The sequence below is a fragment of the Pseudomonas sp. GB2N2 genome, assembly GCF_054897705.1.
Map to the genome: position 1 here is coordinate 800,400 of NZ_CM142701.1, position 24,982 is coordinate 825,381.

Consider the following 24,982-nt stretch of genomic DNA (forward strand, 5'->3'; position numbering starts at 1 on the left):
AAAGCGAAGGCGCAGTGATGCGTCATCGCATTCCCCACGAATGTTATGAGGACTCCCATGCGTCTTATCCGCATGCTGATGCTGCCGGTACTGGCTTTGACCACGCTCTCGGCCCACGCCGACGACAAGGACGTGACGCGTCTGACCCAACTGCTGGAAAAATCCCAGACCCTGACCGCGCGTTTCTCGCAGCTCACGCTTGATGGCAGTGGCACCCAGTTGCAGGAAACCGCCGGCGAAATGTCCCTGCAGCGGCCGGGCCTGTTCTACTGGCACACCGACGCGCCGAACGAGCAAGTGGTGGTTTCCGACGGCAAGAAAGTCACGCTGTGGGACCCGGACCTGGAGCAGGCGACTATCAAGACCCTCGACCTGCGCCTGAGCCAGACTCCGGCGCTGCTGCTGTCCGGTGATGTGTCGAAGATCAGCGAGAGCTTTGGCATCAGCGCCAAGGAAGCTGGCGGCGTGATCGACTTCACCTTGAAGCCGAAAACCAAAGACACCTTGTTCGACAGCCTGCGTCTGTCGTTCCGTAATGGCCTGGTCAATGACATGCAACTGATCGACAGCGTCGGTCAGCGCACCAACATCCTGTTCACCGGGGTGAAGGCTAACGAGCCGATCCCTGCGTCCAAGTTCAAGTTCGACATCCCCAAAGGCGCGGACGTGATCCAGGAATAAACCACCGTCGCAAAACCTGTAGGAGCGAGCCTGCTCGCGATAGCGTCGGTTCAGTCAACATTGATGTTGAATGCAATGCCGCCATCGCGAGCAGGCTCACTCCTACAGGGGGCCTGCAGTGTTCAAGTAGTGAGGTTTCCTAAGTTGTGATGGACCTGTTTCGCAGCGCCCCGATTGCCCAGCCCCTGGCCGCCCGTTTGCGTGCGGCCAATCTGGACGAGTACGTCGGTCAGGAACACCTGCTCGCACGCGGCAAGCCTTTGCGCGAGGCGCTGGAGCAGGGGGCCCTGCATTCGATGATCTTCTGGGGCCCGCCGGGCGTGGGCAAAACCACCTTGGCGCGATTGCTCGCGGAAGTCTCGGATGCGCACTTCGAAACGGTCTCGGCGGTATTGGCCGGGGTGAAGGAAATTCGTCAGGCGGTGGAAATCGCCAAGCAACAGGCCGGTCAGTACGGCAAGCGCACCCTTCTGTTCGTCGACGAAGTACACCGCTTCAACAAGTCGCAGCAGGATGCGTTTCTGCCCTACGTTGAAGACGGCACGCTGATTTTCATCGGCGCAACCACCGAAAACCCCTCGTTCGAACTCAATAACGCGTTGCTCTCCCGGGCGCGCGTCTACGTGCTCAAAAGCCTCGACGAAGCGGCGCTGCGCAAACTGGTGCACCGGGCGCTCAGCGAAGAGCGCGGTCTGGGCACGCGGCAATTGAGCCTCAGCGACGAGGGCTTCCAGATGTTGCTCTCCGCCGCTGATGGCGATGGCCGGCGTCTGCTGAATCTGCTGGAAAACGCCTCCGATCTGGCCGATGACAACAGCGAGATCGGCATCGACCTGCTGCAAAGCCTGCTCGGCGACACTCGCCGACGTTTCGACAAGGGCGGCGAAGCGTTTTACGACCAGATTTCCGCGCTGCACAAATCGGTGCGCGGCTCCAATCCCGATGGCGCGCTTTACTGGTTCGCACGGATGATCGACGGCGGTTGCGATCCGCTGTACCTCGCCCGCCGCGTAGTACGCATGGCCAGCGAAGACATCGGCAATGCTGATCCACGCGCGTTGAGCCTGTGCCTGGCGGCGTGGGAAGTGCAGGAGCGTCTCGGCAGCCCGGAAGGCGAACTGGCGGTGGCCCAGGCCATCACCTATCTCGCTTGCGCGCCGAAAAGCAACGCGGTGTACATGGGCTTCAAAGCCGCGATGCGCAGCGCCACCGAGCACGGTTCGCTGGAAGTGCCGTTGCACTTGCGCAATGCGCCGACCACGTTGATGAAGCAGCTGGGTTATGGCGACGAATACCGCTACGCCCACGACGAACCGGACGCCTACGCCGCCGGCGAAGACTACTTTCCAGAAGAGCTTGATCCGCAACCGTTCTATCAACCGGTGCCGCGCGGCCTCGAATTGAAGATCGGCGAGAAGCTCAATCACCTTGCGCAACTAGACCGTCTCAGCCCCCGGCAGCGGAGAAAATAATGCTTCCATTGATCGTCGCGGTTTCCGTCGGCGGCATCGCTGGCACCCTGTTGCGCTTCGCCACCGGCAATTGGGTCAACGCTAATTGGCCGCGGCACTTCTATACCGCGACGCTGGCCGTTAATATCGTCGGCTGTTTGCTGATCGGCGTTTTATACGGTCTGTTTTTACTCCGCCCGGAGGTGCCGATCGAGGTGCGCGCCGGGTTGATGGTCGGCTTCCTCGGGGGGCTGACGACTTTTTCATCCTTTTCACTGGATACGGTGCGCCTGCTGGAAAGCGGGCAGGTGCCGCTGGCCCTGGGCTATGCTGCCATCAGCGTATTCGGCGGGCTGCTCGCCACCTGGGCCGGCCTGTCCTTGACCAAACTTTGATAACGAGAGACCGACATGCTCGATTCCAAACTGTTACGTAGCAACCTTCAGGACGTAGCGGACCGCCTGGCATCCCGTGGCTATACGCTGGATGTTGCGCGCATCGAAGCGCTGGAAGAACAGCGCAAGACCGTCCAGACCCGCACCGAAGCACTGCAGGCTGAACGTAATGCCCGTTCCAAATCCATCGGTCAGGCCAAGCAGCGCGGCGAAGATATCGCACCGCTGATGGCGGACGTCGAGCGCATGGCCGACGAATTGAGTGCCGGCAAAGTCGAGCTGGACGCGATCCAGACCGATCTGGACTCGATCCTGCTCGGCATCCCGAACCTGCCGCACGAATCTGTGCCAATCGGCGCCGACGAAGACGGCAACGTCGAAGTGCGCCGCTGGGGCACCCCGACTGCGTTTGACTTCCCGGTTCAGGACCACGTTGCACTCGGCGAGAAGTTCGGCTGGCTGGACTTCGAAACCGCCGCCAAACTGTCCGGCGCCCGTTTCGCCCTGTTGCGCGGCCCGATCGCTCGTCTGCACCGCGCCCTCGCGCAGTTCATGATCAACCTGCACACCACCGAGCACGGCTACGAAGAGGCCTACACGCCTTATCTGGTGCAGGCGCCGGCGCTGCAAGGCACCGGCCAGCTGCCGAAGTTCGAAGAAGACCTGTTCAAGATCGCTCGCGAAGGCGAAGCCGATCTGTACCTGATCCCGACCGCTGAAGTGTCGCTGACCAATATCGTCGCCGGTGAAATCGTCGACTCGAAATTGCTGCCGATCAAGTTCGTCGCCCACACCCCGTGCTTCCGCAGCGAAGCCGGTGCGTCGGGTCGCGACACCCGCGGCATGATCCGCCAGCACCAGTTCGACAAGGTCGAGATGGTCCAGATCGTCGATCCATCGACCTCGATGGACGCGCTGGAAGGCCTGACCGCCAACGCCGAAAAAGTCCTGCAACTGCTGCAGCTGCCTTATCGGACCCTGGCGCTGTGCACCGGCGACATGGGCTTCAGCGCGGTCAAGACTTACGACCTGGAAGTGTGGATTCCAAGCCAGGACAAGTATCGCGAAATCTCCTCCTGCTCCAACTGCGGTGATTTCCAGGCCCGGCGCATGCAAGCGCGTTTCCGTAACCCGGAAACTGGCAAGCCTGAGCTGGTTCACACCTTGAACGGTTCCGGCCTGGCGGTCGGTCGTACCTTGGTGGCCGTGCTGGAAAACTACCAGCAGGCCGACGGTTCGATCCGTGTGCCGGACGTGCTTAAACCGTACATGGGTGGCCTTGAGGTCATCGGCTAAATGAAATATCTGCCGCTGTTTCACAACCTTCGCGGCAGTCGTGTGTTGGTCGTCGGTGGGGGGGAGATTGCCTTGCGCAAATCCCGCTTGCTGGCCGAAGCCGGTGCGCTACTGCGGGTGGTCGCGCCTGAAATCGAACCGCAACTCCGTGAGCTCGTAGTCGGTAGCGGTGGCGAGTGCCTGTTGCGTGGTTACGCCGAAGCGGATCTGGACGGTTGCGGGCTGATCATTGCCGCCACCGACGATGAACCGCTGAACGCGCACGTTTCCGCCGATGCTCATCGGCGTTGCGTGCCAGTCAACGTGGTGGATGCGCCAGCGCTGTGCAGCGTGATTTTTCCGGCGATTGTCGACCGTTCGCCGTTGATCGTGGCTATTTCCAGCGGTGGCGATGCGCCGGTACTCGCACGGCTGATCCGCGCAAAAATCGAAACCTGGATTCCTTCCACGTACGGTCAGCTGGCCGGTCTGGCCGCGCGTTTTCGCAATCAGGTCAAGGGCCTGCTGCCCGATGTGCAGCAGCGCCGGGCGTTCTGGGAAGACGTGTTCCAGGGCCCGATTGCTGACCGGCAGTTGGCCGGGCAGGGCGCTGAAGCCGAGCGCTTATTGCTGGCGAAGATCGCGGGTGAGCCGCCGAAAAAAACCGGCGAAGTGTATCTGGTCGGTGCCGGGCCGGGTGATCCGGACCTGCTGACCTTCCGCGCCCTGCGCCTGATGCAGCAAGCCGACGTGGTGCTGTACGACCGTCTGGTGGCGCCGGCGATTCTAGATTTGTGCCGTCGCGATGCCGAGCGAGTGTACGTCGGCAAGCGTCGCGCCGATCACGCGGTGCCGCAGGATCAGATCAACCAGCAGTTGGTCGACCTGGCCAAACAGGGCAAACGTGTGGTGCGGTTGAAGGGCGGTGATCCGTTCATCTTCGGCCGTGGCGGTGAAGAGATCGAAGAACTGGCGGCCCATGGCATCCCGTTCCAGGTCGTACCGGGCATCACGGCGGCCAGCGGTTGCGCGGCCTATGCCGGGATTCCGCTGACCCACCGCGATTACGCGCAATCGGTACGATTTGTCACCGGGCACTTGAAGGACGGTTCCACCGATCTGCCGTGGGCCGACCTGGTTTCGCCCGCACAAACCCTGGTGTTTTACATGGGGCTGGTGGGCTTGCCGATCATTTGCGAGCAGTTGATAAAACATGGTCGTGGGTCGGAGACGCCTGCAGCGTTGATCCAGCAGGGCACCACGGTCAATCAGCGGGTGTTTACCGGCACGCTGGCGGACCTACCACGGTTGGTGGCGGAGCATGAAGTGCATGCGCCGACGCTGGTGATCGTTGGGGAAGTGGTGCAATTGCGCGAGAAACTGGCGTGGTTCGAAGGGGCTCAGGCGCAGGTCTAGAAACCGCGTCGACCCCATCGCGAGCAGGCTCACTCCTACAGGGGATTGTGAACGCCACAAATCAACTGTAGGAGCGAGCCTGCTCGCGATGGGGCCCTCAACATTTACACCGATTTAGACTCAGCCGTTGTTCTTGCGCCAAATCCCTTTCCCGCTCAACCGCGCCCGATCATGGGCCACTGTGAAATCCTGCTTCGGACCTTTAGGCACAACCCCAGTCGGGTTAATGGTCTTGTGGCTGCCGTAGTAGTGTTTCTTGATGTGTTCGAAATCCACTGTCTCGGCAACGCCCGGCCACTGATAAATCTCGCGCAACCAGTTCGACAGGTTCGGATAGTCGGCAATCCGCCGCAGGTTGCACTTGAAGTGCCCGTGATATACCGCGTCAAAGCGAATAATCGTGGTGAACAGGCGAATATCCGCTTCGGTCAGGTATTCACCCACCAGATAACGATTGGCGCCTAACAGCGCTTCCAGTCGATCCAGTTCGGCAAACAACCCGTCAAACGCTTCTTCATAAGCCTGCTGTGATGTGGCGAACCCGGCGCGGTATACGCCGTTGTTCACGGCAGGATAAATCCGCTCATTCAACGCGTCGATCTCGTCCCGCAGCGGCGCTGGATAGAAGTCCAGGTCATTGCCGGTCAGGTCATCAAAGGCACCGTTGAACATGCGGATGATTTCCGCCGATTCATTGTTGACGATGCGATTCTGCTTTTTATCCCACAGCACCGGCACGGTGACGCGGCCGGTGTAGTCGGCGGTGTCTGCGGTGTAGCGTTGGTGCATGAAGTCGAAGTGATCGAGCTTGTCGCCGGTCGAGCCCAGTGACTGGTCGAAGGTCCAGCCGTTTTCCAGCATCATCCAGCTGACCACCGAGACGTCGATCAGGCTGTCGAGGCCTTTGAGTTTTCGCAGGATCAGCGTGCGATGGGCCCAAGGACAGGCCAGCGACACGTAGAGGTGATAGCGGCCTGGTTCCGCGGCAAAGCCGCCGACACCGGTCGGGCCGGGTGTGCCGTCGGCGGTCAGCCAGTTGCGGCGCTGCGCCTGCTCACGCTGGAATGCGCCGTCCTTGCTGCTTTCGTACCACTGGTCATGCCAGCGACCTTCAACTAACAAACCCATGTTCAAAACTCCTCAACCGATAAGCGTTGGAGAGGAGTCTATTCCGATAGGTTCGATAAAAAAGCGCAAAGGTTGAACGCTTATGATCGGTTAAATCGATCTGTCTCGGGCGTCCCAATAGGCTTGGGCGGTTTCAAAAGCCTGTTCGCGTGTCTGGCCGAGACCGCGCAGCGCGAGGGCCATGGTCGAAATCAGGGCCATTTGCGGGTAGCTGTCGATCACGTCGCCACGCCACACCGCTTTCAAGTGCTCGGGATTCAGCGCGGCGGGTTTGACATGCCGTTGCGCGGACAGCTGCGGCCATTCTTCATCCCAGCTTTCCCCGCCGCTTGTGCCATACAGGTGACTGTCGGCGTCCGGGTTGATTTCGATCTCGCCGCCGTCGCCCTTGACCACAATCGCCGTGTCACCGAGCAAGCCGCTGGCATCGCGGTGCACCGCCTGATAGCCAGGGTGAAAAATACTTTGCAGGCCGCAGCGAGCGCCCAGCGGATTGAGAATTCGCGTGAGTGAGTGGATCGGTGAACGCAGGCCCAGCGTATTGCGCAGGTCGATCATGCGTTGCAGTTGCGGCGCCCAATCCACCAGCGGCATAAACGCCAGACCGCCGTTATCCAGGGCCGCACCCACCTGTTGCCAGTTGCGGCACAGCGGGATCTTCAGCTCGTCCAGCAGTTGTTCGCTGTACAGCCGCCCGGCTGTGTGAGCGCCGCCGCCGTGCATGAAAATGCGCACGCCGTTCTGCGCCAGGCACTTGGCCGCCAACAGGTACCACGGCAGATGGCGCTTCTTGCCGGCATAGGTCGGCCAATCCAGATCCACCTTCAACGCCGGCGCCTGCAAACGTGCACGCAAGGCTTCGGTGAACCCGGCCATTTCCTCGGCGCTTTCTTCCTTGTGCCGCAACAGCATAAGGAACGCGCCGAGCTGGGTGTCCTCGACGTTGTCGTCAAGCACCATGCCCATGGCTTCGCGTGCTTCGTCGCGGGTCAGGTCGCGGGCGCCACGTTTGCCTTTGCCGAGAATGCGCACGAATTGGGCAAACGGGTGTTCGGCGGGCGTTTCGAGGGTCAGGTCGGTCATAAGCAATTCGTCGGTTTGGGCAGGCCCGCCAGTTTTGCGGCGAGTTTGGCAGGGGTGCCTTTGAACAGTAAGTTGAAGTGCAGGCTGTTGCCTTTTTCCGGGCCGAGCTTCAACGCGGTGTATTTGATCAGCGGACGAGTGGCCGGGGACAGCTGGAATTCGGCGTAGAAGCTGCGCAGCAGTTCGAGGATTTCCCAGTGCTCGGGGCTCAGCTCGATGTCTTCGGCAGCGGCCAGTGCGCTGGCGACGTCGGCGGACCAGTCACTGAGTTCGACCAGAAAGCCATCCTTGTCCAACTCGATGGCGCGGTCGCCGACGGTCATGGAGTTCATAGCCAGCTGTTGACCTTGTCGTAGTGAATCGACAGTTCGACGAACGCGGGATAATCGATCGCCTTCACCGCGTCAGGAATCTGCAGCGCGCGCGCCTGGGCATCTTCGGCGAGCACGAACAGCGTCGGGTTGCGGGCATTCAGCGCATTGAACGGCGCGGTGCCTTTTCGCAGCGCGTACACCGCATCGCCTGTCAGCAGCAACGCATCATTGGCGCCGATCACCCGCAGGCAACTGCCAAGGCGATCGTCGCCGAACGGGGAATGAGACAACACATGCAAAGTCGACATCAGAGAGTGATCACCTGGTCGTAACGGTCAATAAGGGCAGTGATTTCGGCGGCGGTCAGCACTTGGGCTTCTTCGAGGGCCAGCGCTTCCGGGTCGAGACCGCGTTCAGCGGCGCTGTCGCCACAGACGAACAGCTCTTCGACGCCAAACATCGGCAAGGCTTGCAGGTTGGCGCTCAAGTCTTTCTGTTGCAGGGCTTTGGCGTCCTGTTTCGCGGCGAGCTGGAACACCCCGTCATCGAGAAACAGCAGGCCGATCGGCAGGTCGAACGCGCCACCGGCCAGGACGATGTCCAGCGCTTCCCGCGCATTCGGCCCGGACCACGGCGCCTGACGGCTGATCACCAGCAAGGATTTCGCCATGTCACGCACCTCCAAAGCAGATCAGGCGGTCGGCATCCTGCACCGCATCATGTAACTGGCCGAGGCCGGACAATTCCCAGGGGGCGCCGACCGCGATGGCTTCACGCTGATAGCGCGTTGCTTCTTCCTGGTTCAACACGCCACGGCGCAGCGCCGCAGCGATGCACACCACGCCGTCCAGTTGATGCTCGGTAACGAAGGTTCGCCATTGCTTGGGCAAGTCCTGCTCATCCTGCGGTGTGACCACGCTGGCGGACGCGTTATAGACGCCGTCCTGATAGAAAAACAGCCGGACAATCTCATGCCCGCCGGCCAGCGCGGCATGGGCGAACAGCAAGGCGCGGCGCGAGGAGGGAGCTTGGGCGGCGGAGAACAGCGCGATGGCGAACTTCATGAGGGACTCGATCAGCGGAACTGCGGGCATGATAAAGCTTTATCGCCGGGACCGCTAAATCGATGAGGCCCGACCTCGTCAATGAAAAATCTAACGCGGCATATACCCCAACTGCCACCGCCGCGGAATCTTCAACGACAGCAGCCCCAGCGCTCCCGCGAGCAAACCGCTGACAAACAACGCCTTGAGCCCAAGATGATGCTCCAGCACGGCACCCAGCACTGCGCCGGCAAACATCCCGGTCCAGGGAATCAACTGCACGCGCCAGCCATTGCGCCGCTCGCCGAGCATCCAGCGTCCCAATCCGCGACCGAAGCGTGACAGGGCGCCGGTGACGTAGGTCAGGCCGACCGGCAGGCCGTTCACTTCTTCGACGGCGGCATTGAGCATGCCCATCGCGATGATTGCCGCCAACAGCGCCGGCAGTTGTTCGGCATAAGGCCAGGCCGCCGCCGCGCACAACAGCATGGCGATGCACAGCAGCAAGGGCAGCGCGCGTCGCCCGCCGACCCGGCTGACGACGATGCCCAACGCGTTGCCAATGATAAAGGTCGCGACGAGCAGCAGCAGGCGCAGGGTCAGGCCCATGTCGCCGTCGCTGATCGCCACGGCGAGGCGCGTGGTGTTACCGCTCATGAAGGAAACGAAATCGCCACTGGCCATGAAGCCTATGGCGTCAGTCATGCCGGCGAGCACTGACAGTGCGGCCACCAGCGACATGCCAATGCGCCCGCGCCATTTCTGGGTATGCAAATGGCCCGGGCTGGCGCGGGGAGTAGAGGACGAAGGCAGCATCGGCGGCGGAATCCTTGAGCGGCGATGGTTACGGGGTCAGGCCATATAACTCGCAATACTCAAGCCAGTCCATCCCCGCCATCTCGGCCACTTCCCGGTGCACTTCCAGACGTTGCGCCTCGTATTCTCCAGGCGTTGCAGCAGTCAATTGCAACGTCAGCTCCCAGGCAAACAACTCCAGGCGTTCCGCCTCGGCCTCAAAGGCTTCATGCAAACGCTCCTCGCGATATTGCGCCGCCGTTTCGCCCTTGGCCTGGGCCAGCAGTGGGTTGAGGTTGTCGAGTTCGTGGCGCAGTTCGGGGCGCTCATCGAGAAACTTGTTCAGCGCCTGTTCGTGTTGCTGTTCGGTTGCCGCCATGGTCGCTCCTTGATAACGGGTTACGAAGACTGTTTCTTGCTGGCCTTGGCCGCAGCCGCGAGGCACTCGAGGGCAAACTGCTCAGGGTAGGTCATCTGGATCGGCGTGGTTTCGCCCTTGACGGTGCGTTCGCCGTCGAGGATGTACCGAATCCGCTTGTCGGTGACGCCGATGCGCTTGGCGATCCAGGATGGTGTCTGACCGATCTGGCTGATCAGCTTGTCGGCGTATTCAGCGGTTGGTTTGTAGAATTCGGCGTTGGGTGTCATGGACGTTCCAGAAAAATGGGCCCGGCGTTCAGGGCGATGTGGCGTTTGGCGCGACAGGGTGCGCGAATCGTTGCGCGGTGTCGCGGTATAAATGAAGTAAAGCAGAACGATACGCCGGCCCACGGTGATACAGTCCGCTTTTTCTTGATGAGTGCACACACACAATGCGAATTCTGATGATGGCCCTGGCCGCAACGCTGCTGGCGGGATGTGCGGGTTCGGCAATGAATGATGCCCGCACCGGTACCCCGTACAAAACCCTGACCTCGGACAAACCGGAAAAAACCGTCGCCCAGTGCGTGCAGTTCGCCTGGCAGGACGAAGCGGTGTTCGGCGTCGATGCGGGCGCGTATCTGCAGCCGGGCAAGAAGGGCGGGTCGACCGTTTATACCCGTTCGGCGGAATCCTTTGTCGACATCACCGCCGATGCTTCGGGAACGGCGTTGAGTTATTACGCCAAGCATGACGATTTTGTCGCCAAGCGCCGGTTGGCGGCGTTGGCGACTTGCCTCTAAAGCTAACGCAGCATCCTTTGTGGGCGCTGGTCGGGTATATGGGTTTGATCAGTTGATCAGGCGTTTCTGGAAAAAGAAGCGCTTGTGCCCCGGCGGGTAGTCGACGATCTGCCCCAGCTCGCTGTAGCCGAGCTTCTTGTAGAATTCCGGCGCCTGGAAGTCGAAGGTGTCGAGCCAGATGCCGATGCATTCTTTCTCGCGGGCCAGGTCTTCGGCCATACCCATCAGCTTCGACCCCATGCCCTCGCCCCGAGCCTGTTCCGGCACCGATATCAATTCAATAAATAGCCATTGGTAGAAAAACCGGCCGTACAACCCACCGAGGATTTCACCCTGGTCATTGCGCACCAGCAGCGCCAACAGCTCTGATTGACCTTCCCCCGCTTGCGCGACGTTATAGGCTCGCAAGGGTGCGAGAATCGCCTCGCGATCTTCAGGTGTGGGGTTTTGCGTCAGTTCGACGGTCAATGTCATCAGCTACATCCTTATGGCGGTGAGACGCGAGCGTATCCGGGTTGGGACGATTGTTCTATCCCTCATTGAGAGAGGAACCGTCGCCATTGTGCAGCTGTCTAGCCTTTACAGCGTCATTCCAGAACGCGGCCGATGAGGATTGCCAGTGAACATATTTGAAGCCTTGCGCGAAAGCCATGACCGTCAGCGCGCCTACGCCGATGCCTTGATCAAGACCCGCGGCGACACCCCGGAGCGCGTCGAGGCGTACAAGCAGTTGAAGTCCGAACTGCAGGCGCACGAAACCGCTGAAGAGCGGTATTTCTATATCCCGCTGATGGAGTTCGACAACGGCGTCGACCTGAGCCGCCATGCGATTTCCGAACATCACGAAATGGACGAAATGATGGAAGAACTCGACGAGACCGAGATGTCCAGCCCAGCGTGGCTGGCGACCGCGAAGAAACTTGCGGAAAAGGTCCACCACCATTTGAAAGAGGAAGAGCAGAAGTTCTTCCAGATGGCCGGCAAGTTGCTCGATGACAAGCAGAAAGAAACCCTCGCCGGGCAGTACCTCAAGGAATTCGAGGCGCAGTTATCGTGAGGGTGTTTTCGTCTAAGATGGGCGCCTTCTGACGATATAAGGACGCCCTGTCATGCCGAATACAGCCGAACGGGTCAACATCATCGAGTCCCGGGTGTTGTCCCACGACTGGTACTTGCTGAAGAAAATCACCTTCGATTACCAGCGCAACAATGGCGAATGGCAACGCCAGACCCGCGAGGTTTACGACCGCGGGAATGGCGCGGCGATTCTGCTGTTCAATCGCGACCGGAAAACCGTTGTGCTGACGCGTCAGTTTCGCTTGCCGGTGTTCGTCAACGGCCACGATGGTTTGTTGATCGAGGTGGCGGCGGGATTGCTGGAAGGCGCGGCGCCGGAAGAGCGAATACGCGGTGAAGCGGAAGAGGAGACCGGTTATCGCGTGCACCATGTGCAGAAGGTTTTCGAGGCCTACATGAGCCCGGGTTCTGTGACGGAAAAACTGCATTTTTTCATCGCTGAATATCATGCGGCTTCGAAGGTCAGCGAAGGTGGCGGGCTGGAAGAAGAGACCGAGGAACTGGAGGTGCTGGAATGGTCGTTCGATGGCGCGTTGGAGGCGTTTTATCGCGGCGAAATCTGCGATGCGAAGACCATCATGCTGCTGCAATATGCGGCGATGAAAAACATCTTCGCCTGAGCCCGCAGCTCCTGCGCGATCAAAAGCCTTCCAGACGTCCGGTTCCACCCCATTGCCCACCTTCCAGCGTCAACAACAATGCCTTCGCCTGCAACCCGCCGGCAAATCCGGTGAGTTTGCCTGACGCGCCAATCACCCGGTGACACGGCGCAACAATCGAAATCGGGTTCTTGCCATTCGCCGCACCTACCGCGCGCACGGCGCTCGGGTTGCCGATCTGCTCGGCAATCTGGCGGTAGCTGCGTGTCTCGCCGAACGGAATAGTCAGCAGTGCCTGCCAGACCTTTTTCTGAAAATCGGTTCCGGGAAAATCCAGCTCCAGGTCGAATCGATGACGCGTGCCGGCAAAGTATTCCTGCAGCTGTCGAAGCGTTCGCAGCAGGATCGGATTGTCCGCCGCTTCGCTCATCGGCCCAAGGCGCACCCGGTTCGGTTTGTCGTTTTCCCAGAGGATGGCCGCCAGTCTCGGACCGTTCGCGACCAGCTTCAGCTCGCCAACCGGGGAGGCCATGGTGGTGAAGGTGTAACTCATGCGGGCGAACTCCGAGCAGGTGAACAGGCGGCCAGCATACTGCTTCGATGGGGAGGCGCAATACGCAATCCCAGCCATACTTGCCTGTGCTCATGAAGCACCTTCCTCTGTTTATGGGCAGCCCCTGAAAACAAAAAAGAGACCGACTCATGAAGTTCGAACCTTTTGCCAAATCGCTCATCGCGACCTCATTGGCGCTCACCTGCCTCGCCGCCCATGCGGCATCCGTCGCCCCCGTCGCCGCCGAAAACGGCATGGTGGTCACCGCCCAGCATTTGGCCAGCAACGTCGGCGTGGATGTGCTCAAAAATGGTGGCAACGCCGTCGACGCCGCCGTCGCGGTCAGCTATGCGCTGGCGGTGGTCTATCCTGCCGCGGGTAACCTCGGTGGCGGCGGTTTCATGACCATCCAGCTGGCGGACGGGCGCAAGACCTTCCTCGACTTCCGCGAAAAAGCCCCGCTGGCCGCGACGGCGAACATGTACCTCGACAAGGAGGGCAATGTCGTCCCGGACCTCAGCACCCGAGGCCACCTCGCGGTTGGCGTGCCGGGCACGGTCTCCGGCATGGAACTGGCGCTGAGCAAATACGGGACCAAACCGCGCAAGGAAGTGATCGCCCCGGCGATCAAGCTGGCTGAAGAAGGCTTTGCGCTGGATCAGGGCGATGTCGATTTGCTGCACGAAGGCACCGACGTGTTCAAGAAGGACATCAAGGACTCCGGGGCGATCTTCCTGAGCAATGGCGAACCGATGCAGGTCGGGCAAAAGCTGGTGCAGAAAGACCTGGCCAAGACCCTGCGGGAAATCTCCGAAAAGGGCGCCGACGGGTTCTATAAAGGCTGGGTGGCCGACGCCATCGTCACGTCCAGCCAGGCCAACAAGGGCATCATCACCCAGGCCGACCTCGACAAGTACAAGACCCGCGAACTGGCGCCCATCGAGTGCGATTACCGTGGCTACCATGTGGTCTCGGCGCCACCGCCAAGCTCTGGCGGCGTGGTGATCTGCGAGATTATGAATATCCTCGACGGCTACCCGATGAAGGACCTCGGTTACCACTCGGCGCAGGGCATGCATTATCAGATCGAAGCCATGCGCCACGCGTATGTGGACCGTAACAGCTTCCTCGGCGACCCGGATTTCGTGAAGAATCCGCTCACTCATCTGCTGGATAAAAACTACGCGACCAAAATCCGCGCCGCCATCAATCCACAAAAAGCCGGCGTGTCCCGTGACCTCAAACCCGGCGTCGCCCCGCACGAAGGCAGCAACACCACCCATTTCTCGATCGTCGATAGATGGGGCAACGCGGTGTCGATGACCTACACCTTGAACGACTGGTTTGGTGCCGGGGTCATGGCCAGCAAAACCGGGGTCCTCCTCAATGACGAGATGGACGACTTCACCTCGAAAATCGGCGTGCCGAACATGTACGGTCTTGTGCAAGGTGAAGCCAACGCCATCGCACCGGGCAAGGCACCGTTGTCGTCGATGAGCCCGACCATCGTCACCAAGGACGGCAAAGTGGTGATGGTCGTCGGCACGCCGGGTGGCAGCCGCATTATCACGGCAACCTTGCTGACCATCCTCAACGTGATCGACTACGGAATGAACATTCAGGAAGCGGTGGATGCGCCGCGTTTCCACCAGCAGTGGTTGCCGGAAGAAACCAACCTGGAAACCTTTACCACCAGCCCGGACACAGTGAAAATCCTCGAGAGCTGGGGGCATAAGTTCGCCGGGCCGCAGGATGCCAACCACGTAGCGGCGATTCTGGTCGGCGCGCCTTCGCTGGAAGGCAAACCGGTGGGCAAAAACCGTTTCTACGGTGCGAACGATCCGCGCCGCAACACCGGGTTGTCGCTCGGTTACTGAGGGTTGTTTTTGCAGGGGGACGGGTTTAATTTCGTCCCCCTGATCCACACCATTCAAGGATGGAACCATGACCACCGCACTGTTAATCATCGACGTTCAGCGGGCACTCTGCGCGGGCGAGTATGAGTGCTTCGAGATTGCACGCATCATCGACGCCATCAACGCACTCAGCGACCGTGCGCGGACGGCGGGAACTCCCGTGGTGCTGATCCAGCACGAGGAAGCGGGCAGCCCATTGGCGCATGGCGCCGAAGGCTGGCAACTGGCCGAAGGACTCGTTGTTTCGGACAAGGATTGGCGTGTACGCAAGACCACTCCGGATTCGTTCTATCAAACCAACTTGCAAAAGCTCCTGCCGGTGCAGGATTTCGAACGCCTGATCATCTGCGGCTTGCAGACCGACTATTGCGTCAACGCCACCGTGCGCCAGGCACTGACCCTGGGCTACGACGTGGTGCTGGCATCCGACGCTCACTCAACCGTGGATAACGGCAACATCAGCGCCGAAGACATCATCGCCGAGCACAACAAGGACCTGGCGCACCTGACCGGCTCGGTGGCGCGGATCGACGTGAAACCCGTGGCGAGCATCAACGTTTAATCGGGATATCAACATTTCCCGTCACACCATTGCCGCCGCACGGAGACCGCTTTCATGGATGTCCAGGTACATCGCGCCGACGCCAGCCATCTCGACCTCATCGCCAGTCTCTTCGACGCCTACCGAGGTTTCTACGGCCAGCCCTCGGATCTGACGCAATCGCGCGCGTTCATAGCCGAGCGCATCGCCCGGGATGAATCGGTGATTTTCTTCGCCCGGGACGCTGCCGGGCACGCGCTGGGTTTCGTCCAGTTGTTCCCGACCTTTTCCTCGATTGATGCGCACCGCACCTGGCTGCTCGGCGACCTGTTCACCGCACCCGTCGCCCGCGGTCATGGCGTCGGGAGGCAGTTGATGAACACCGCACGGGACTTTGCGTTGCTGACCGGCGCCAAGGGCATGGCGCTGGAAACCGCCACCGACAACCACGGCGCACAACGCTTGTACGAGTCCCTCGGCTACGTGCGCGACGCCGGTTATTACACCTATTGCCTGGATCTCAAGCAAGGCTGAAGGATCAGAGCTTTGGCAGGTTCCACCGCTGGCGAACCTGCTCGTATTGCGCCTCGGGCATTTGCACCAGCAGGGGCGACTGCCGGGGATCGAGCCATTCGAACAACCGGCCAATGTTCGCCTGATCCATGGCCGTGCAGCCGGCGGTCGGCGAGGTTGGGCTGCGCCAGATGTGGAAAAAAATGCACGAACCTGACGCGGGGGCGGCCGGTGTGTTGTGCGCGATGACAATGCCCTGGCGATAGCCGGGCTCGCTGCGCATGCGTTCCGAGCTGTTCCAGTCCTTTGAAGTTGTCGAGCCGTCGACCAGTTCGTTGTAGTGCCCGGACTGGCTGTCGTCCACGCACTCGATGGTCGGTGTGAGGGCGAGGTAGGGCAGTTTTGTTCCGGACGCAGTGTCGTAGCCAAAAGCGGTTCCGAGGCTGAATACCCCGGCCGGGGCTTTGCCATCACCTTCGCGTTTCAGCGGCTCGGCGCCCGGCTCGACGCTGCTCAGGCCCTTGCCCCAGGCCATGCCGTTTTTGCCCAGTACCACCGCAAAGGCATCGCCGGCTTTGCGAAAGGTTTTGCCGTCCCGTTCGTAGCGTTGAGCGCTGCCCTGGATGTCGTCCCAGCGTTTGCTGGTGACCACAATCAGTTGCTGGCTGTTGTCGATCGCTTCGCTGGCGCCGAGTGGCGTGATCGAGAAGTTCATGACGTTGTTCGGCTCTGCTGCGCCGGTGTAGGTGAAGTGCCACCACTCTTTTGAATACCCGGAGAATCCCTGTTTTTCCATCGCGCTGCTTAACCGCTGACGATTGTCCTTCGCCGTCGCGTTGATCGTCGGGCTGGCGGTATGTGCCTTTTCATCAAAACAGTCGAAACCGGTGCCCATGTCCAGCGCACCGTCATGCCAGCGCTGGGCGTAGGGTGCGGTGCAATCGACCTGCGCGGCGGACGGCGTCCAGACTGCGGCGGGCAGCGCTGTCGGACCGGTCAGCGTCAGGTCCACGGTCGAGCCGCGGGAGTGATTCGAGACCCGCGCCACATAGCCCAGATGCCAGAAGTCCGGCTTGTCCACGCGCGGATAAAACTCGGCCTTGCGCGGGTCGCCAGGCTCCGTTGCGAAGCGGCCCATATCGGCCACGGCACGTGTCGGTCGATAGCAGTCGAACACCTTCAAGCCATAGCCTTGCGCGCGCAACGATGCCTGCGCCCGGGCGAGTGCCTTGGCGGCGTCCCGCGTCAACAGGCACTCGGTCGCGGCGTAACCGTCGAGCGGATGCCCGGTGAAGTTGTGGGCGCCGGCGTAGCGGATGTCTTGCTGGATGGTTGGATCGATGGTGCGCAGATAGACCATGTGTTCGGGCCGTGGCTCGGCAGTGGCCATGGCGGGGATGCACAGGAGCAGCAGTGATCGTCCCCAGGGACGGGCGGTTTTGTAAAACGGGTGCATGCGATGTCTCCTGAGGTCGGTGCACGACTTCGATTTCAGCGTCCAAACACCGGCCTGAAAAAACTGCGCTCATAGCTGAGGATGCACTTGGTTTCCTGAGCGTACTTGAAGGCTGCGATGCACTCGGGATCGCTCATCGAGTCCTGTCGATAGCGCTCGTAAGCCGCAAGACTCGGAAAGCTGAACATCGCCATGGCAATATTGTTCGCGCCTTCGGACGGCAGAAAATAACCGTGGTGCTGGCCGCCGAATTTTTCCACCAGGGGAATCCACAGTTTTCCGTAGTGTTCGAAGGCTTCAATCTGGTAGGGGTCCAGCACATACTTCAGGTGACAAGTGATCACGTTTGCGCTCTCTTTTGCAGGCGATTAATCCGCCCCATTCAAACAAATTCGAGAGAAAGTCGCTTGCCTAAAACAACGGAGGCGGCTCAATTGAGCCGCCTCCGTTGTGACTACCCGCGCACGGGCAATTTCCAGTTGGGTCGGATGAAGTGACAGGTGTAGCCATCGGGCAGGCGTTCAAGGTAATCCTGGTGCTCCGGTTCGGCTTCCCAGAAGGGACCGGCCGGGGTGATGTCGGTGACCACCCGACCGGGCCAGAGCCCGGACGCTTCAACGTCAGCTACGGTGTCCTCGGCAATATCCCGCTGCTGATCGCTGAGGTAGAAGACAGCAGAGCGATAGCTGGCGCCGACATCATTACCTTGGCGATTGCGGGTCGTCGGGTCATGGATCTGGAAGAAAAACTCGAGGATCTGGCGGTAGCTGATCCGCTGCGGGTCGAATACGATCTCGATCGCTTCCGCGTGGTTTCCGTGGTTGCGATAGGTCGCATTCGGCACCTCGCCGCCTGAGTAACCCACCCGCGTCGACAGAATACCCGGATAACGTCGCAGCAGATCCTGCATACCCCAGAAGCAGCCACCGGCCAGAATTGCCGTTTCGGTTTGCGTTGTCATGTTTTCCCTTGGTGTGCGGGCACGTTACTGATTGCCGATCGGGGTGTTGAATTGATCGGAGTAGCTGTCGTCCATCAGCGAGGTCGCGACCCGATCCGAACCTATGCCAGTTCGCGAGTAAGCGAGATGATTCGCACCGACTTTATCCGCGCCATCGGCGGCGACGGCTCCAGCGCCGACATGATCAGCGCCATCAGAGGCGACGGCTCCGGCACCGACGTGGTCGGCTCCATCAGCGGCAACGGCTCCAGCGCCGACATGATCAGCGCCATCAGCGGCGACGGCTCCGGCACCGACGTGGTCGGCCCCATCAGCGGCAACGGCTCCGGCACCGACGTGGTCGGCCCCATCCGCGGCAACGGCTCCGGCACCGACGTGATCAGCGCCATCCGCGGCAACGGCTCCGGCACCGACGTGGTCGGCTCCATCAGCGGCAACGGCTCCGGCACCGACGTGATCAGCGCCATCCGCGGCAACGGCTCCAGCGCCGACATGATCCGCGCCATCCGCAGCAACCGCGCCGGCACCGACGTGATCAGCGCCATCCGCAGCAACGGCGCCGGCACCGACGTGATCCGCGCCATCCGCAGCTACAGCTCCGGCACCCACATGATCAGCACCATCCGCAGCCACCGCCCTTGCGCCAACATGATCCGCACCATCCGACGCCAGTACTTTTGCCTGTGCAGCCCACGCCCCAGGAATCATCGCCGTTGTCGCAAGCACCAATACAACGCCCGATAAAAGCTTGTTTTTCATGATGTTCTCCACGATCCATTAGCCATAGAGCCATTAAGCACGTCCGGTCATCTGATGCAGGGCGACACGACACGTGGGGTCCGCCTGTTTACGTTAGCGATTGGCACGGGGCGCGGTACTGCGCACGGGTGTCGACGAAAAAGAATACAAGCGTCGGTAAGTATAGGTCGCGAGTAGGGATTGGCGGGGGCGGGTGACCACCGGTCCGGATTCGCCGAGCATCAACAACCCCAGCACCATGAAAATCGGCCCGACCCAGTTACAAAAACAACGGACCCCCATACCTCTGCGCGACAACCCTTATCCCTGCACGAAAATTACTTTCGCTTCGTTTGAAAATCACCTCTCGAAATGTTTTAAGAGTTTCACAATCCATTCGACGTGACCCTTTCGAGGAGTACCGCATGACCCTGTCCTTCGGCTATTGGCTGCTGGTGTATGCCGCCATCGCCATCATTGCGCTGATCGTTCTGATCGCCCGCTACCGACTCAATCCGTTCATCGTGATCACCCTGGTGTCCATCGGCCTGGCGCTGCTGGCCGGCATGCCGGCGTCCGGCGTGGTCGGGGCTTACGAGGCGGGCGTGGGCAAGACACTGGGGCATATTGCGCTGGTGGTGGCGTTGGGCACGATGCTCGGCAAGATGATGGCCGAGTCCGGCGGCGCGGAGCAGGTGGCGCGGACCTTGATCGATCGTTTCGGCGAGAAGAACGCGCACTGGGCGATGGTCTGCATCGCGTTCCTGGTCGGGCTGCCGTTGTTCTTCGAGGTCGGTTTTGTGTTGCTGGTGCCGATCGCCTTTACTGTGGCGCGCCGTGTCGGTGTCTCGATCCTGATGGTCGGTTTGCCGATGGTCGCCGGCCTGTCGGTGGTGCATGCGCTGGTGCCGCCGCATCCGGCGGCGATGCTGGCGGTGCAGGTGTATCAGGCCTCCGTCGGGCAGACCTTGATGTATGCGATTCTGATCGGCATTCCGACCGCGATCATCGCGGGCCCGCTGTACGCCAGGTTCATCGTGCCGCGCATTCAACTGCCGGCGGAAAACCCGCTGGAACGCCAGTTCCTCGACCGCGAACCGCGTGAGCGCCTGCCAAGCTTCGGCCTCACCATGGCGACCATTCTGTTGCCGGTGGTGTTGATGTTGATCGGTGGCTGGGCCAATCTGATTTCCACGCCGGGCAGCGGTTTCAACCAGTTCCTGCTGTTTATTGGCAACTCGGTGATCGCCCTGTTGCTGGCAACCTTGCTGAGCTTCTGGACCCTCGGCATCGCCCAGGGCTTCAACCGCGAATCGATCCTCAAGTTCACCAACGAATGCCTGGCGCCGACCGCCAGCATCACCTTGCTGGTGGGCGCCGGTGGCGGTTTGAACCGGATTCTGGTGGAGGCCGGGGTCACCGACCAGATCGTCAGCCTGGCCCACGAATTTCACCTGTCGCCGCTGATCATGGGTTGGCTGTTCGCGGCGCTGATGCGCATTGCCACCGGTTCTGCGACGGTGGCGATGACCACGGCGTCGGGGATTGTCGCGCCGGTGGCGCTGGGGCTGGGCTATCCGCATCCGGAATTGCTGGTGCTGGCGACGGGCGCCGGGTCGGTTATCTTTTCCCACGTCAACGACGGCGGCTTCTGGTTGATCAAGGAATACTTCAACATGACCGTCGCCCAGACATTCAAGACCTGGACCGTGCTCGAGACCATCATTTCGGTGGTCGCGTTTGGCCTGACTGTGGGCCTTTCCTACCTGATCTGATTCGAATACTTCAATCGCTTTCCCAAGGCTCATGGTCACCCATCGGGCGCGTCATTGTGCGCGCCGGTGTTAAGTGCCACCGCTGGGTTGCGCGCGTTCAACACTCAAAAAAACATAAAAAAATCACCCTGGAGCACCGTATGTTCAAGCGAGCAATCCCCACCGCACTGTTGTTGGCCACCGGTTCGATGTGCGCACAGGCCGCCGCCCCCGCCGCCCACGGTTTTCTTGAAGACAGCAAAGCCACACTGTCGATGCGCACCTTGTATTTCAACAGCGACAACCGCGATGGCGCCGCGGACCCGTCGAAAACCGAAGAGGCCGCGCAAGGTTTTGTCCTGCGCTATGAATCCGGGTTTACCCAAGGCCTGGTCGGTTTCGGGATCGATGCGCAGGCATTGCTCGGCGTGACGCTGGACAGCGGTGGTGGGCGCCACGTCGGCAGCGGCATGATCCCGACTGATGGCGACGGCGCTGCTGACACCTGGAGCAGCGTCGGCCCGACGGCGAAGATGCGCATCGCCAAAACCGAATTCCGCTACGGCACGTTGCTGCCAAAATTGCCGATCCTGCTGTCGAACGATGCCCGCGTGTTGCCGCAGTCGTTCACCGGTGCCCAAGTCACCTCGACCGACATCGATGGCCTGCTGCTCACCAGTGGTGTGCTGGAACATGCGGTCGGTCGCGCATCGACGGACCGCACCGGCCTGTCGGTCCCGGGCGGGACGCAGGACAGCAACAAGTTTTACTTCGCTGGCGGTGACTACTACCTCACCAACAATCTGAAGGCGCAGTATTACGTCGCGCAATTGGAGGACTTCTATAACCAGAACTTCTTCGGCCTCACCCACGTGCTGGCGATCGACAGCAAAAGTTCGTTCACCACCGACTTGCGTTACTTCCGCACTGCGTCGACCGGGGCTAACAGCTCTGCGGCAGGCCGTGCGCAGGGCTATCGCACCTCCGGTTACACCGAGGACAACAACGGTGAAATCGACAACAATACCTGGGTCGCGATGGTCACTTATGTGAACGGAGGACACTCGGTGGCGCTGGGGCATCAGCAGGTCGGGGACGGCAGCAACTTCGTTCAGCCCAACCAGGGCAGCCTGGTGGACAAAGGGGCGGGCGGCGGGAGTGTTTATTTGCCTACGGATCGCATGATCCAGAACTTTGCGCGGGCCGGGGAGCGGACCGATTTCGGCCAGTACAGCTACGATTTTGCGCCGTTGGGTGTGCCGGGGTTGAAGGCGTCGATCGTGTATCTGAAGGGGACGGACATCAAGGCTAACGGCGGCGGTGATCAGTCTGAGTGGGAGCGTGATATGCAGCTGGACTATGTGCTGCAATCCGGCACGTTTAAAGGGGTTGGATTCAGTGTGCGTAATGGCAAATCGAATACCGATGCCGGGCGTAATGTTGAGCAGAATCGCTTTATCATCAACTACACGCTTTCGTTGTTGTGAGTTTGTTGGCGTTTTTTTGATTGGGTGAATATCCGTTGTTTGGGTGATGGCCGATATTGGTTTCGCCCTTACGGCGAGTCCCTCCCTTTGTAGGAGCGAGCCTGCTCGCGATGGACGTCAACGATAACGCGTGCTGCCTGAATGAACGCGTGGGCTGGACGTTTTTCACGAGCAGGCTCGCTCCTACAGGGAATGGCGCCCGCCCGCAGCATTGGCATTCCAACTAGTTACCATCAGCAACCTTGCGTTCAATCTCCGCCGTCTTCCGATCAAGCTCCTCAACATCCTGCTCTTTGGTGCGAGTTGTAGAGGGCGTAATCACCTCATCAACCCCCGCCGCCTCACCGTCCGCGTCCTGCAAGTCCCTTTCAACCACATTCACCGGCTTGCCCGAAGTATCCGTTGGCACAGCATGGGTTCTCAGTTCGCTATCACGATCATCGTTATTCATCGCGCATACCTCCATTGATTTAAACATTGGATGCAGCGACAACCAGCGAGTTCGAGTTTTATTGCGGGCGTGCCTCACCTCTGGTCGGCCACGATGAACCTGATCCGCACACACCGGCTCCATTCAAAAACACCGTGTGGATGACGCCGCCATGAAATCATTCGGAAACCAGCTGACCACGGCCCACGAGCAAAAACTTCGGGCCCTGGATACCTGGCACCGGGCGCTCGAGAACTGCTCGCTGCGCATGGACTGCCCCGACGCCTACCACGAGGAGTTACTTCGGCAAGCAGACGAGATGGATCGCCAGGGCATCATCGACTGGGAAGAATGGCGAGACTTGCGAACCAAGGGCGACGAGGCCTATTTGCGCGCGGTCGCGGGCGAGGATTATCACGGTCGGTGACGAACGCCGCCGCATGAAAAACGGGATTGGAGCCTGCGCGCCAATCCCGTTTTTGCCGTTACTGAGCGCCCGATAACGCAGGGGTTCGAGGCGGAATTGTGCGCTTCGAACCGGTCGATTCGAACGCCGATGCCAAACGCAGCAGCAACGAATCGTCATAGGCACGGCCGGCGAACGTCAGCCCGACCGGCATGCCGATGTCCGGCATCACGCCCATCGGCACCGTGACCGTTGGCACACCGAGGTGGCGGATGGCGAGGTTGCCGTTGGCGACCCAGACGCCGTTGCTCCAGGCGATGTCTGCCGATGCCGGCTCCACATCGGCAGTGGCCGGCGCAACGTCGGCCACTGTCGGAAACAGCACCGCGTCCAGCCCGAGCCTATCCATCCAGTCCTCGAGGTCGATCTGCCGGGTTTTTTCCAGTCCGCGCAATCCGTCGGGAACCGTGGTGATCTGGTCCCACGGCGTGATGCCGCGTTCAGCCATCCGCACGTACTCGTCCATCCCCGCGACGAGGTCGCCCTCGCGGTTGGGCAGGGTGCCTGGGTCGTGGGGGAAAATCAGCGCACCGTCGACATCGACCAGACGGTTCAACTGCGGATCGCCATTGGCCTGGAGGAAGTCATCGAACGCCCAGGCGGTCAGGTCCCACAACTCGTGGTGCAGGAACTCTTTGGACACCAGTCCGCGGGTGAACACCGTCGGCGTCCCCGGACGATCGCCCTCGCAATTGGAGACCAGCGGGAAGTCGACTTCGATCACGACAGCGCCGGCTGCTTCGAGTGCCTTGCGAGCGCTTTCCCACAGACCGATCACTGAAGGCCGGGTGTTGATTCGCTGCCCCGTCGGCCCACCGATTCCCGGCGCATCGCTGGTGCCGGCTTCATCGTCCGCATTGATGTACATGCGCGGGACGCCAAGGCGTTTTCCGGCGAGTGCATCGGGTTTCGCGGCCAACTCGGTGTAGGAGGCGGGGCGCACCGATGCGACGCTCGGAATCGGCACCCAGGGTTGCAGCCGCCACAGATCGCCGCGTGTATCGGGATCTTCGGCGACCACCACGTCGAGCACTTCGAGCAGGTCGGCCATGGTCCGGGCGAAGGGCACGACCACGTCCATGGTCGGCGTCAGCGGCCAGTTGCCGCGCACCGAAATCACTCCGCGCGAAGGCGTGTAGGCGCACAGACCGTTATTCGACGCCGGTCCACGACCGCTGGACCAGGTTTCTTCCGCCAGACCAAACGCCGCGAAACTGGCGGCGGTGGCGGTGCCGGCGCCGTTGGACGAACCCGAGGCGAACGGCGCGGTGAGGTAGTCCGCGTTATACGGACTTTCCGCCCGTCCATACACCCCGCGCTGCATGCCGCCGTTTGCCATGGGCGGCATGTTGGTTTTGCCCAGGCAGATCGCCCCGGCGCCGCGCAGCCGTTCGATGGTGAACGCGTCACGGTGGGCCACCAGGTTGACGAAGGCCGGGCTCCCCGACGCGGCAGTCAACCCCTTGACCAGGTAACTGTCCTTGGCGGTATAGGGAATGCCATCGAGCGGCCCCAGGGTTTCGCCCTTGGCGCGCCGGGCGTCGGACGCCTGCGCTTCCTTGATCGCGTCGGGGTTGCGCACCACCACCGCGTTGAGGGCGGTGGGGGTATCGGAGCCGTCGTAGGCGTCAATTCTGGCGAGATAAGCCTGGACCAGTTCAACCGCTGTGGTCTGGCCGGATTCAAGCGCCGCGCGCAGTTCGGCAATGGAAACTTCGGTGACCTCGATCATGCTGTTACCGCCGTT

Annotated in this window: 31 protein-coding genes; 15 read left to right on the top strand and 16 right to left on the bottom strand. The window is 60.9% G+C overall.

Translation table 11 applies throughout. The features are described from left to right. Positions 1-57: 57 nt before the first annotated feature. The 5 genes from lolA to cysG all read left to right on the top strand — a co-directional run bounded on the left by lolA (position 58) and on the right by cysG (position 5,218). The gene (gene lolA, locus ACYZT4_RS03650) at positions 58-681 is read left to right on the top strand and encodes an outer membrane lipoprotein chaperone LolA (RefSeq protein WP_461985309.1); all 624 of its coding nucleotides are present in this window, start codon (positions 58-60) and stop codon (positions 679-681) included. A gap of 149 nt (positions 682-830) precedes the next feature. After that, positions 831-2,153 carry a replication-associated recombination protein A gene (locus tag ACYZT4_RS03655; RefSeq protein WP_461985311.1) on the top strand — a complete coding sequence of 441 codons (1,323 nt, stop codon included), beginning with the start codon at positions 831-833 and terminating at the stop codon, positions 2,151-2,153. Continuing rightward, positions 2,153-2,527, top strand: coding sequence for a fluoride efflux transporter CrcB (gene crcB / locus ACYZT4_RS03660; protein WP_461985313.1), 375 nt, complete (start codon positions 2,153-2,155; stop codon positions 2,525-2,527). Before ACYZT4_RS03655 ends, crcB begins: the two co-directional genes overlap by 1 nt. A 15-nt stretch (positions 2,528-2,542) precedes the next feature. Continuing rightward, positions 2,543-3,823, top strand: a complete 1,281-nt coding sequence (serS, locus tag ACYZT4_RS03665) for a serine--tRNA ligase (RefSeq protein WP_461985315.1) — start codon at positions 2,543-2,545, stop codon at positions 3,821-3,823. After that, entirely contained in the window at positions 3,824-5,218 is a 1,395-nt protein-coding gene (gene cysG, locus ACYZT4_RS03670) for a siroheme synthase CysG (protein WP_461985317.1), read from the top strand. A 120-nt stretch (positions 5,219-5,338) separates the two neighbouring features. Here cysG and ACYZT4_RS03675 read toward each other — a convergent pair whose 3' ends face one another. From ACYZT4_RS03675 to ACYZT4_RS03715, 9 genes are all read right to left on the bottom strand, one after another. After that, positions 5,339-6,346, bottom strand: coding sequence for a glutathione S-transferase family protein (locus ACYZT4_RS03675; RefSeq protein WP_461985319.1), 1,008 nt, complete (start codon positions 6,344-6,346; stop codon positions 5,339-5,341). Positions 6,347-6,436: 90 nt separating this feature from the next. Next, a complete protein-coding gene (locus tag ACYZT4_RS03680) occupies positions 6,437-7,429 on the bottom strand; it encodes a glycosyl transferase family protein (protein WP_461985320.1) in 993 nt (330 codons plus the stop codon). Beyond that, the gene (locus ACYZT4_RS03685; protein WP_461985321.1) at positions 7,426-7,761 is read right to left on the bottom strand and encodes a TusE/DsrC/DsvC family sulfur relay protein; all 336 of its coding nucleotides are present in this window, start codon (positions 7,759-7,761) and stop codon (positions 7,426-7,428) included. Before ACYZT4_RS03685 ends, ACYZT4_RS03680 begins: the two co-directional genes overlap by 4 nt. Next, positions 7,758-8,051: a sulfurtransferase complex subunit TusB gene (gene tusB, locus ACYZT4_RS03690; protein ID WP_461985322.1), complete on the bottom strand. Its 294-nt coding sequence runs from the start codon at positions 8,049-8,051 to the stop codon at positions 7,758-7,760. The genes ACYZT4_RS03685 and tusB overlap by 4 nt, the downstream gene beginning before the upstream one ends. Beyond that, the gene (gene tusC / locus ACYZT4_RS03695; protein WP_461985324.1) at positions 8,051-8,413 is read right to left on the bottom strand and encodes a sulfurtransferase complex subunit TusC; all 363 of its coding nucleotides are present in this window, start codon (positions 8,411-8,413) and stop codon (positions 8,051-8,053) included. Before tusC ends, tusB begins: the two co-directional genes overlap by 1 nt. Position 8,414: 1 nt before the next feature. Further along, entirely contained in the window at positions 8,415-8,807 is a 393-nt protein-coding gene (gene tusD / locus ACYZT4_RS03700; protein WP_461985326.1) for a sulfurtransferase complex subunit TusD, read from the bottom strand. A gap of 90 nt (positions 8,808-8,897) precedes the next feature. Next, positions 8,898-9,602 carry a YoaK family protein gene (locus ACYZT4_RS03705; protein ID WP_461985328.1) on the bottom strand — a complete coding sequence of 235 codons (705 nt, stop codon included), beginning with the start codon at positions 9,600-9,602 and terminating at the stop codon, positions 8,898-8,900. A 28-nt stretch (positions 9,603-9,630) separates the two neighbouring features. After that, on the bottom strand, positions 9,631-9,960 hold the full coding sequence (locus ACYZT4_RS03710) for a DUF6388 family protein (RefSeq protein ID WP_461985330.1): 330 nt from the start codon (positions 9,958-9,960) through the stop codon (positions 9,631-9,633). A 20-nt stretch (positions 9,961-9,980) separates the two neighbouring features. After that, the gene (locus ACYZT4_RS03715; protein WP_150714095.1) at positions 9,981-10,229 is read right to left on the bottom strand and encodes a hypothetical protein; all 249 of its coding nucleotides are present in this window, start codon (positions 10,227-10,229) and stop codon (positions 9,981-9,983) included. 164 nt (positions 10,230-10,393) lie between these two features. Here ACYZT4_RS03715 and ACYZT4_RS03720 point away from each other — a divergent pair, with 164 nt between their 5' ends. Beyond that, complete coding sequence (locus ACYZT4_RS03720; RefSeq protein ID WP_461985331.1) at positions 10,394-10,744, top strand: hypothetical protein; 351 nt, start codon at positions 10,394-10,396, stop codon at positions 10,742-10,744. Positions 10,745-10,792: 48 nt separating this feature from the next. Here the strand turns inward: ACYZT4_RS03720 and ACYZT4_RS03725 are convergent, their stop codons facing one another. Then, the gene (locus ACYZT4_RS03725; RefSeq protein ID WP_461985333.1) at positions 10,793-11,218 is read right to left on the bottom strand and encodes a GNAT family N-acetyltransferase; all 426 of its coding nucleotides are present in this window, start codon (positions 11,216-11,218) and stop codon (positions 10,793-10,795) included. 145 nt (positions 11,219-11,363) lie between these two features. Here ACYZT4_RS03725 and ACYZT4_RS03730 point away from each other — a divergent pair, with 145 nt between their 5' ends. Both ACYZT4_RS03730 and ACYZT4_RS03735 read left to right on the top strand, forming a co-directional pair. Next, positions 11,364-11,801, top strand: coding sequence for a hemerythrin domain-containing protein (locus ACYZT4_RS03730; RefSeq protein WP_461985334.1), 438 nt, complete (start codon positions 11,364-11,366; stop codon positions 11,799-11,801). A 52-nt stretch (positions 11,802-11,853) separates the two neighbouring features. Beyond that, positions 11,854-12,441 carry an NUDIX domain-containing protein gene (locus ACYZT4_RS03735; protein WP_461985336.1) on the top strand — a complete coding sequence of 196 codons (588 nt, stop codon included), beginning with the start codon at positions 11,854-11,856 and terminating at the stop codon, positions 12,439-12,441. 19 nt (positions 12,442-12,460) lie between these two features. On the opposite strand, the gene ACYZT4_RS03740 is transcribed toward ACYZT4_RS03735, so the two are convergent. Continuing rightward, a complete protein-coding gene (locus ACYZT4_RS03740) occupies positions 12,461-12,973 on the bottom strand; it encodes a methylated-DNA--[protein]-cysteine S-methyltransferase (protein WP_461985337.1) in 513 nt (170 codons plus the stop codon). Between the two features lie 149 nt (positions 12,974-13,122). Here ACYZT4_RS03740 and ggt point away from each other — a divergent pair, with 149 nt between their 5' ends. The 3 genes from ggt to ACYZT4_RS03755 all read left to right on the top strand — a co-directional run bounded on the left by ggt (position 13,123) and on the right by ACYZT4_RS03755 (position 15,964). Next, positions 13,123-14,850 (top strand): gamma-glutamyltransferase, encoded by a 1,728-nt coding sequence (gene ggt, locus ACYZT4_RS03745; RefSeq protein WP_461985338.1) that lies wholly within the window; start codon positions 13,123-13,125, stop codon positions 14,848-14,850. 67 nt (positions 14,851-14,917) lie between these two features. Beyond that, entirely contained in the window at positions 14,918-15,451 is a 534-nt protein-coding gene (locus tag ACYZT4_RS03750) for a cysteine hydrolase family protein (RefSeq protein ID WP_461985340.1), read from the top strand. 54 nt (positions 15,452-15,505) lie between these two features. Then, positions 15,506-15,964: a GNAT family N-acetyltransferase gene (locus tag ACYZT4_RS03755; protein WP_461985342.1), complete on the top strand. Its 459-nt coding sequence runs from the start codon at positions 15,506-15,508 to the stop codon at positions 15,962-15,964. A 4-nt stretch (positions 15,965-15,968) separates the two neighbouring features. Here the strand turns inward: ACYZT4_RS03755 and ACYZT4_RS03760 are convergent, their stop codons facing one another. The 3 genes from ACYZT4_RS03760 to msrA form a co-directional block, all read right to left on the bottom strand. After that, complete coding sequence (locus ACYZT4_RS03760; protein ID WP_461985344.1) at positions 15,969-17,399, bottom strand: M15 family metallopeptidase; 1,431 nt, start codon at positions 17,397-17,399, stop codon at positions 15,969-15,971. 35 nt (positions 17,400-17,434) lie between these two features. Further along, the gene (locus tag ACYZT4_RS03765) at positions 17,435-17,743 is read right to left on the bottom strand and encodes an NIPSNAP family protein (RefSeq protein WP_461985346.1); all 309 of its coding nucleotides are present in this window, start codon (positions 17,741-17,743) and stop codon (positions 17,435-17,437) included. Between the two features lie 110 nt (positions 17,744-17,853). Beyond that, a complete protein-coding gene (msrA, locus tag ACYZT4_RS03770) occupies positions 17,854-18,360 on the bottom strand; it encodes a peptide-methionine (S)-S-oxide reductase MsrA (protein ID WP_461985348.1) in 507 nt (168 codons plus the stop codon). Between the two features lie 51 nt (positions 18,361-18,411). Here msrA and ACYZT4_RS03775 point away from each other — a divergent pair, with 51 nt between their 5' ends. From ACYZT4_RS03775 to ACYZT4_RS03785, 3 genes are all read left to right on the top strand, one after another. Further along, positions 18,412-19,104 carry a hypothetical protein gene (locus ACYZT4_RS03775; protein ID WP_461985350.1) on the top strand — a complete coding sequence of 231 codons (693 nt, stop codon included), beginning with the start codon at positions 18,412-18,414 and terminating at the stop codon, positions 19,102-19,104. A 419-nt stretch (positions 19,105-19,523) separates the two neighbouring features. Then, entirely contained in the window at positions 19,524-20,873 is a 1,350-nt protein-coding gene (locus tag ACYZT4_RS03780; protein ID WP_461985352.1) for a GntT/GntP/DsdX family permease, read from the top strand. Positions 20,874-21,013: 140 nt separating this feature from the next. Further along, entirely contained in the window at positions 21,014-22,339 is a 1,326-nt protein-coding gene (locus tag ACYZT4_RS03785; protein ID WP_461985353.1) for an OprD family porin, read from the top strand. 223 nt (positions 22,340-22,562) lie between these two features. Here the strand turns inward: ACYZT4_RS03785 and ACYZT4_RS03790 are convergent, their stop codons facing one another. Then, positions 22,563-22,790, bottom strand: coding sequence for a hypothetical protein (locus ACYZT4_RS03790; protein ID WP_461985355.1), 228 nt, complete (start codon positions 22,788-22,790; stop codon positions 22,563-22,565). Positions 22,791-22,941: 151 nt separating this feature from the next. Here ACYZT4_RS03790 and ACYZT4_RS03795 point away from each other — a divergent pair, with 151 nt between their 5' ends. Next, positions 22,942-23,196: a hypothetical protein gene (locus tag ACYZT4_RS03795; protein ID WP_461985356.1), complete on the top strand. Its 255-nt coding sequence runs from the start codon at positions 22,942-22,944 to the stop codon at positions 23,194-23,196. A 58-nt stretch (positions 23,197-23,254) separates the two neighbouring features. Here ACYZT4_RS03795 and ACYZT4_RS03800 read toward each other — a convergent pair whose 3' ends face one another. Next, positions 23,255-24,967 (bottom strand): amidase, encoded by a 1,713-nt coding sequence (locus tag ACYZT4_RS03800; RefSeq protein WP_461985358.1) that lies wholly within the window; start codon positions 24,965-24,967, stop codon positions 23,255-23,257. Positions 24,968-24,982: the final 15 nt, after the last annotated feature.

Excerpts from the sequence above, each read along its gene's own strand:
- lolA (WP_461985309.1), top strand. The coding sequence starts at position 58 with ATGCGTCTTATCCGCATGCTGATGCTGCCGGTACTGGCTTTGACCACG.
- ACYZT4_RS03655 (WP_461985311.1), top strand. The coding sequence starts at position 831 with ATGGACCTGTTTCGCAGCGCCCCGATTGCCCAGCCCCTGGCCGCCCGT.
- crcB (WP_461985313.1), top strand. The coding sequence starts at position 2,153 with ATGCTTCCATTGATCGTCGCGGTTTCCGTCGGCGGCATCGCTGGCACC.
- serS (WP_461985315.1), top strand. The coding sequence starts at position 2,543 with ATGCTCGATTCCAAACTGTTACGTAGCAACCTTCAGGACGTAGCGGAC.
- cysG (WP_461985317.1), top strand. The coding sequence starts at position 3,824 with ATGAAATATCTGCCGCTGTTTCACAACCTTCGCGGCAGTCGTGTGTTG.
- ACYZT4_RS03675 (WP_461985319.1), bottom strand. The coding sequence starts at position 6,346 with ATGGGTTTGTTAGTTGAAGGTCGCTGGCATGACCAGTGGTACGAAAGC.
- ACYZT4_RS03680 (WP_461985320.1), bottom strand. The coding sequence starts at position 7,429 with ATGACCGACCTGACCCTCGAAACGCCCGCCGAACACCCGTTTGCCCAA.
- ACYZT4_RS03685 (WP_461985321.1), bottom strand. The coding sequence starts at position 7,761 with ATGAACTCCATGACCGTCGGCGACCGCGCCATCGAGTTGGACAAGGAT.
- tusB (WP_461985322.1), bottom strand. The coding sequence starts at position 8,051 with ATGTCGACTTTGCATGTGTTGTCTCATTCCCCGTTCGGCGACGATCGC.
- tusC (WP_461985324.1), bottom strand. The coding sequence starts at position 8,413 with ATGGCGAAATCCTTGCTGGTGATCAGCCGTCAGGCGCCGTGGTCCGGG.
- tusD (WP_461985326.1), bottom strand. The coding sequence starts at position 8,807 with ATGAAGTTCGCCATCGCGCTGTTCTCCGCCGCCCAAGCTCCCTCCTCG.
- ACYZT4_RS03705 (WP_461985328.1), bottom strand. The coding sequence starts at position 9,602 with ATGCTGCCTTCGTCCTCTACTCCCCGCGCCAGCCCGGGCCATTTGCAT.
- ACYZT4_RS03710 (WP_461985330.1), bottom strand. The coding sequence starts at position 9,960 with ATGGCGGCAACCGAACAGCAACACGAACAGGCGCTGAACAAGTTTCTC.
- ACYZT4_RS03715 (WP_150714095.1), bottom strand. The coding sequence starts at position 10,229 with ATGACACCCAACGCCGAATTCTACAAACCAACCGCTGAATACGCCGAC.
- ACYZT4_RS03720 (WP_461985331.1), top strand. The coding sequence starts at position 10,394 with ATGCGAATTCTGATGATGGCCCTGGCCGCAACGCTGCTGGCGGGATGT.
- ACYZT4_RS03725 (WP_461985333.1), bottom strand. The coding sequence starts at position 11,218 with ATGACATTGACCGTCGAACTGACGCAAAACCCCACACCTGAAGATCGC.
- ACYZT4_RS03735 (WP_461985336.1), top strand. The coding sequence starts at position 11,854 with ATGCCGAATACAGCCGAACGGGTCAACATCATCGAGTCCCGGGTGTTG.
- ACYZT4_RS03740 (WP_461985337.1), bottom strand. The coding sequence starts at position 12,973 with ATGAGTTACACCTTCACCACCATGGCCTCCCCGGTTGGCGAGCTGAAG.
- ggt (WP_461985338.1), top strand. The coding sequence starts at position 13,123 with ATGAAGTTCGAACCTTTTGCCAAATCGCTCATCGCGACCTCATTGGCG.
- ACYZT4_RS03750 (WP_461985340.1), top strand. The coding sequence starts at position 14,918 with ATGACCACCGCACTGTTAATCATCGACGTTCAGCGGGCACTCTGCGCG.
- ACYZT4_RS03755 (WP_461985342.1), top strand. The coding sequence starts at position 15,506 with ATGGATGTCCAGGTACATCGCGCCGACGCCAGCCATCTCGACCTCATC.
- ACYZT4_RS03760 (WP_461985344.1), bottom strand. The coding sequence starts at position 17,399 with ATGCACCCGTTTTACAAAACCGCCCGTCCCTGGGGACGATCACTGCTG.
- msrA (WP_461985348.1), bottom strand. The coding sequence starts at position 18,360 with ATGACAACGCAAACCGAAACGGCAATTCTGGCCGGTGGCTGCTTCTGG.
- ACYZT4_RS03780 (WP_461985352.1), top strand. The coding sequence starts at position 19,524 with ATGACCCTGTCCTTCGGCTATTGGCTGCTGGTGTATGCCGCCATCGCC.
- ACYZT4_RS03785 (WP_461985353.1), top strand. The coding sequence starts at position 21,014 with ATGTTCAAGCGAGCAATCCCCACCGCACTGTTGTTGGCCACCGGTTCG.
- ACYZT4_RS03790 (WP_461985355.1), bottom strand. The coding sequence starts at position 22,790 with ATGAATAACGATGATCGTGATAGCGAACTGAGAACCCATGCTGTGCCA.
- ACYZT4_RS03795 (WP_461985356.1), top strand. The coding sequence starts at position 22,942 with ATGAAATCATTCGGAAACCAGCTGACCACGGCCCACGAGCAAAAACTT.
- ACYZT4_RS03800 (WP_461985358.1), bottom strand. The coding sequence starts at position 24,967 with ATGATCGAGGTCACCGAAGTTTCCATTGCCGAACTGCGCGCGGCGCTT.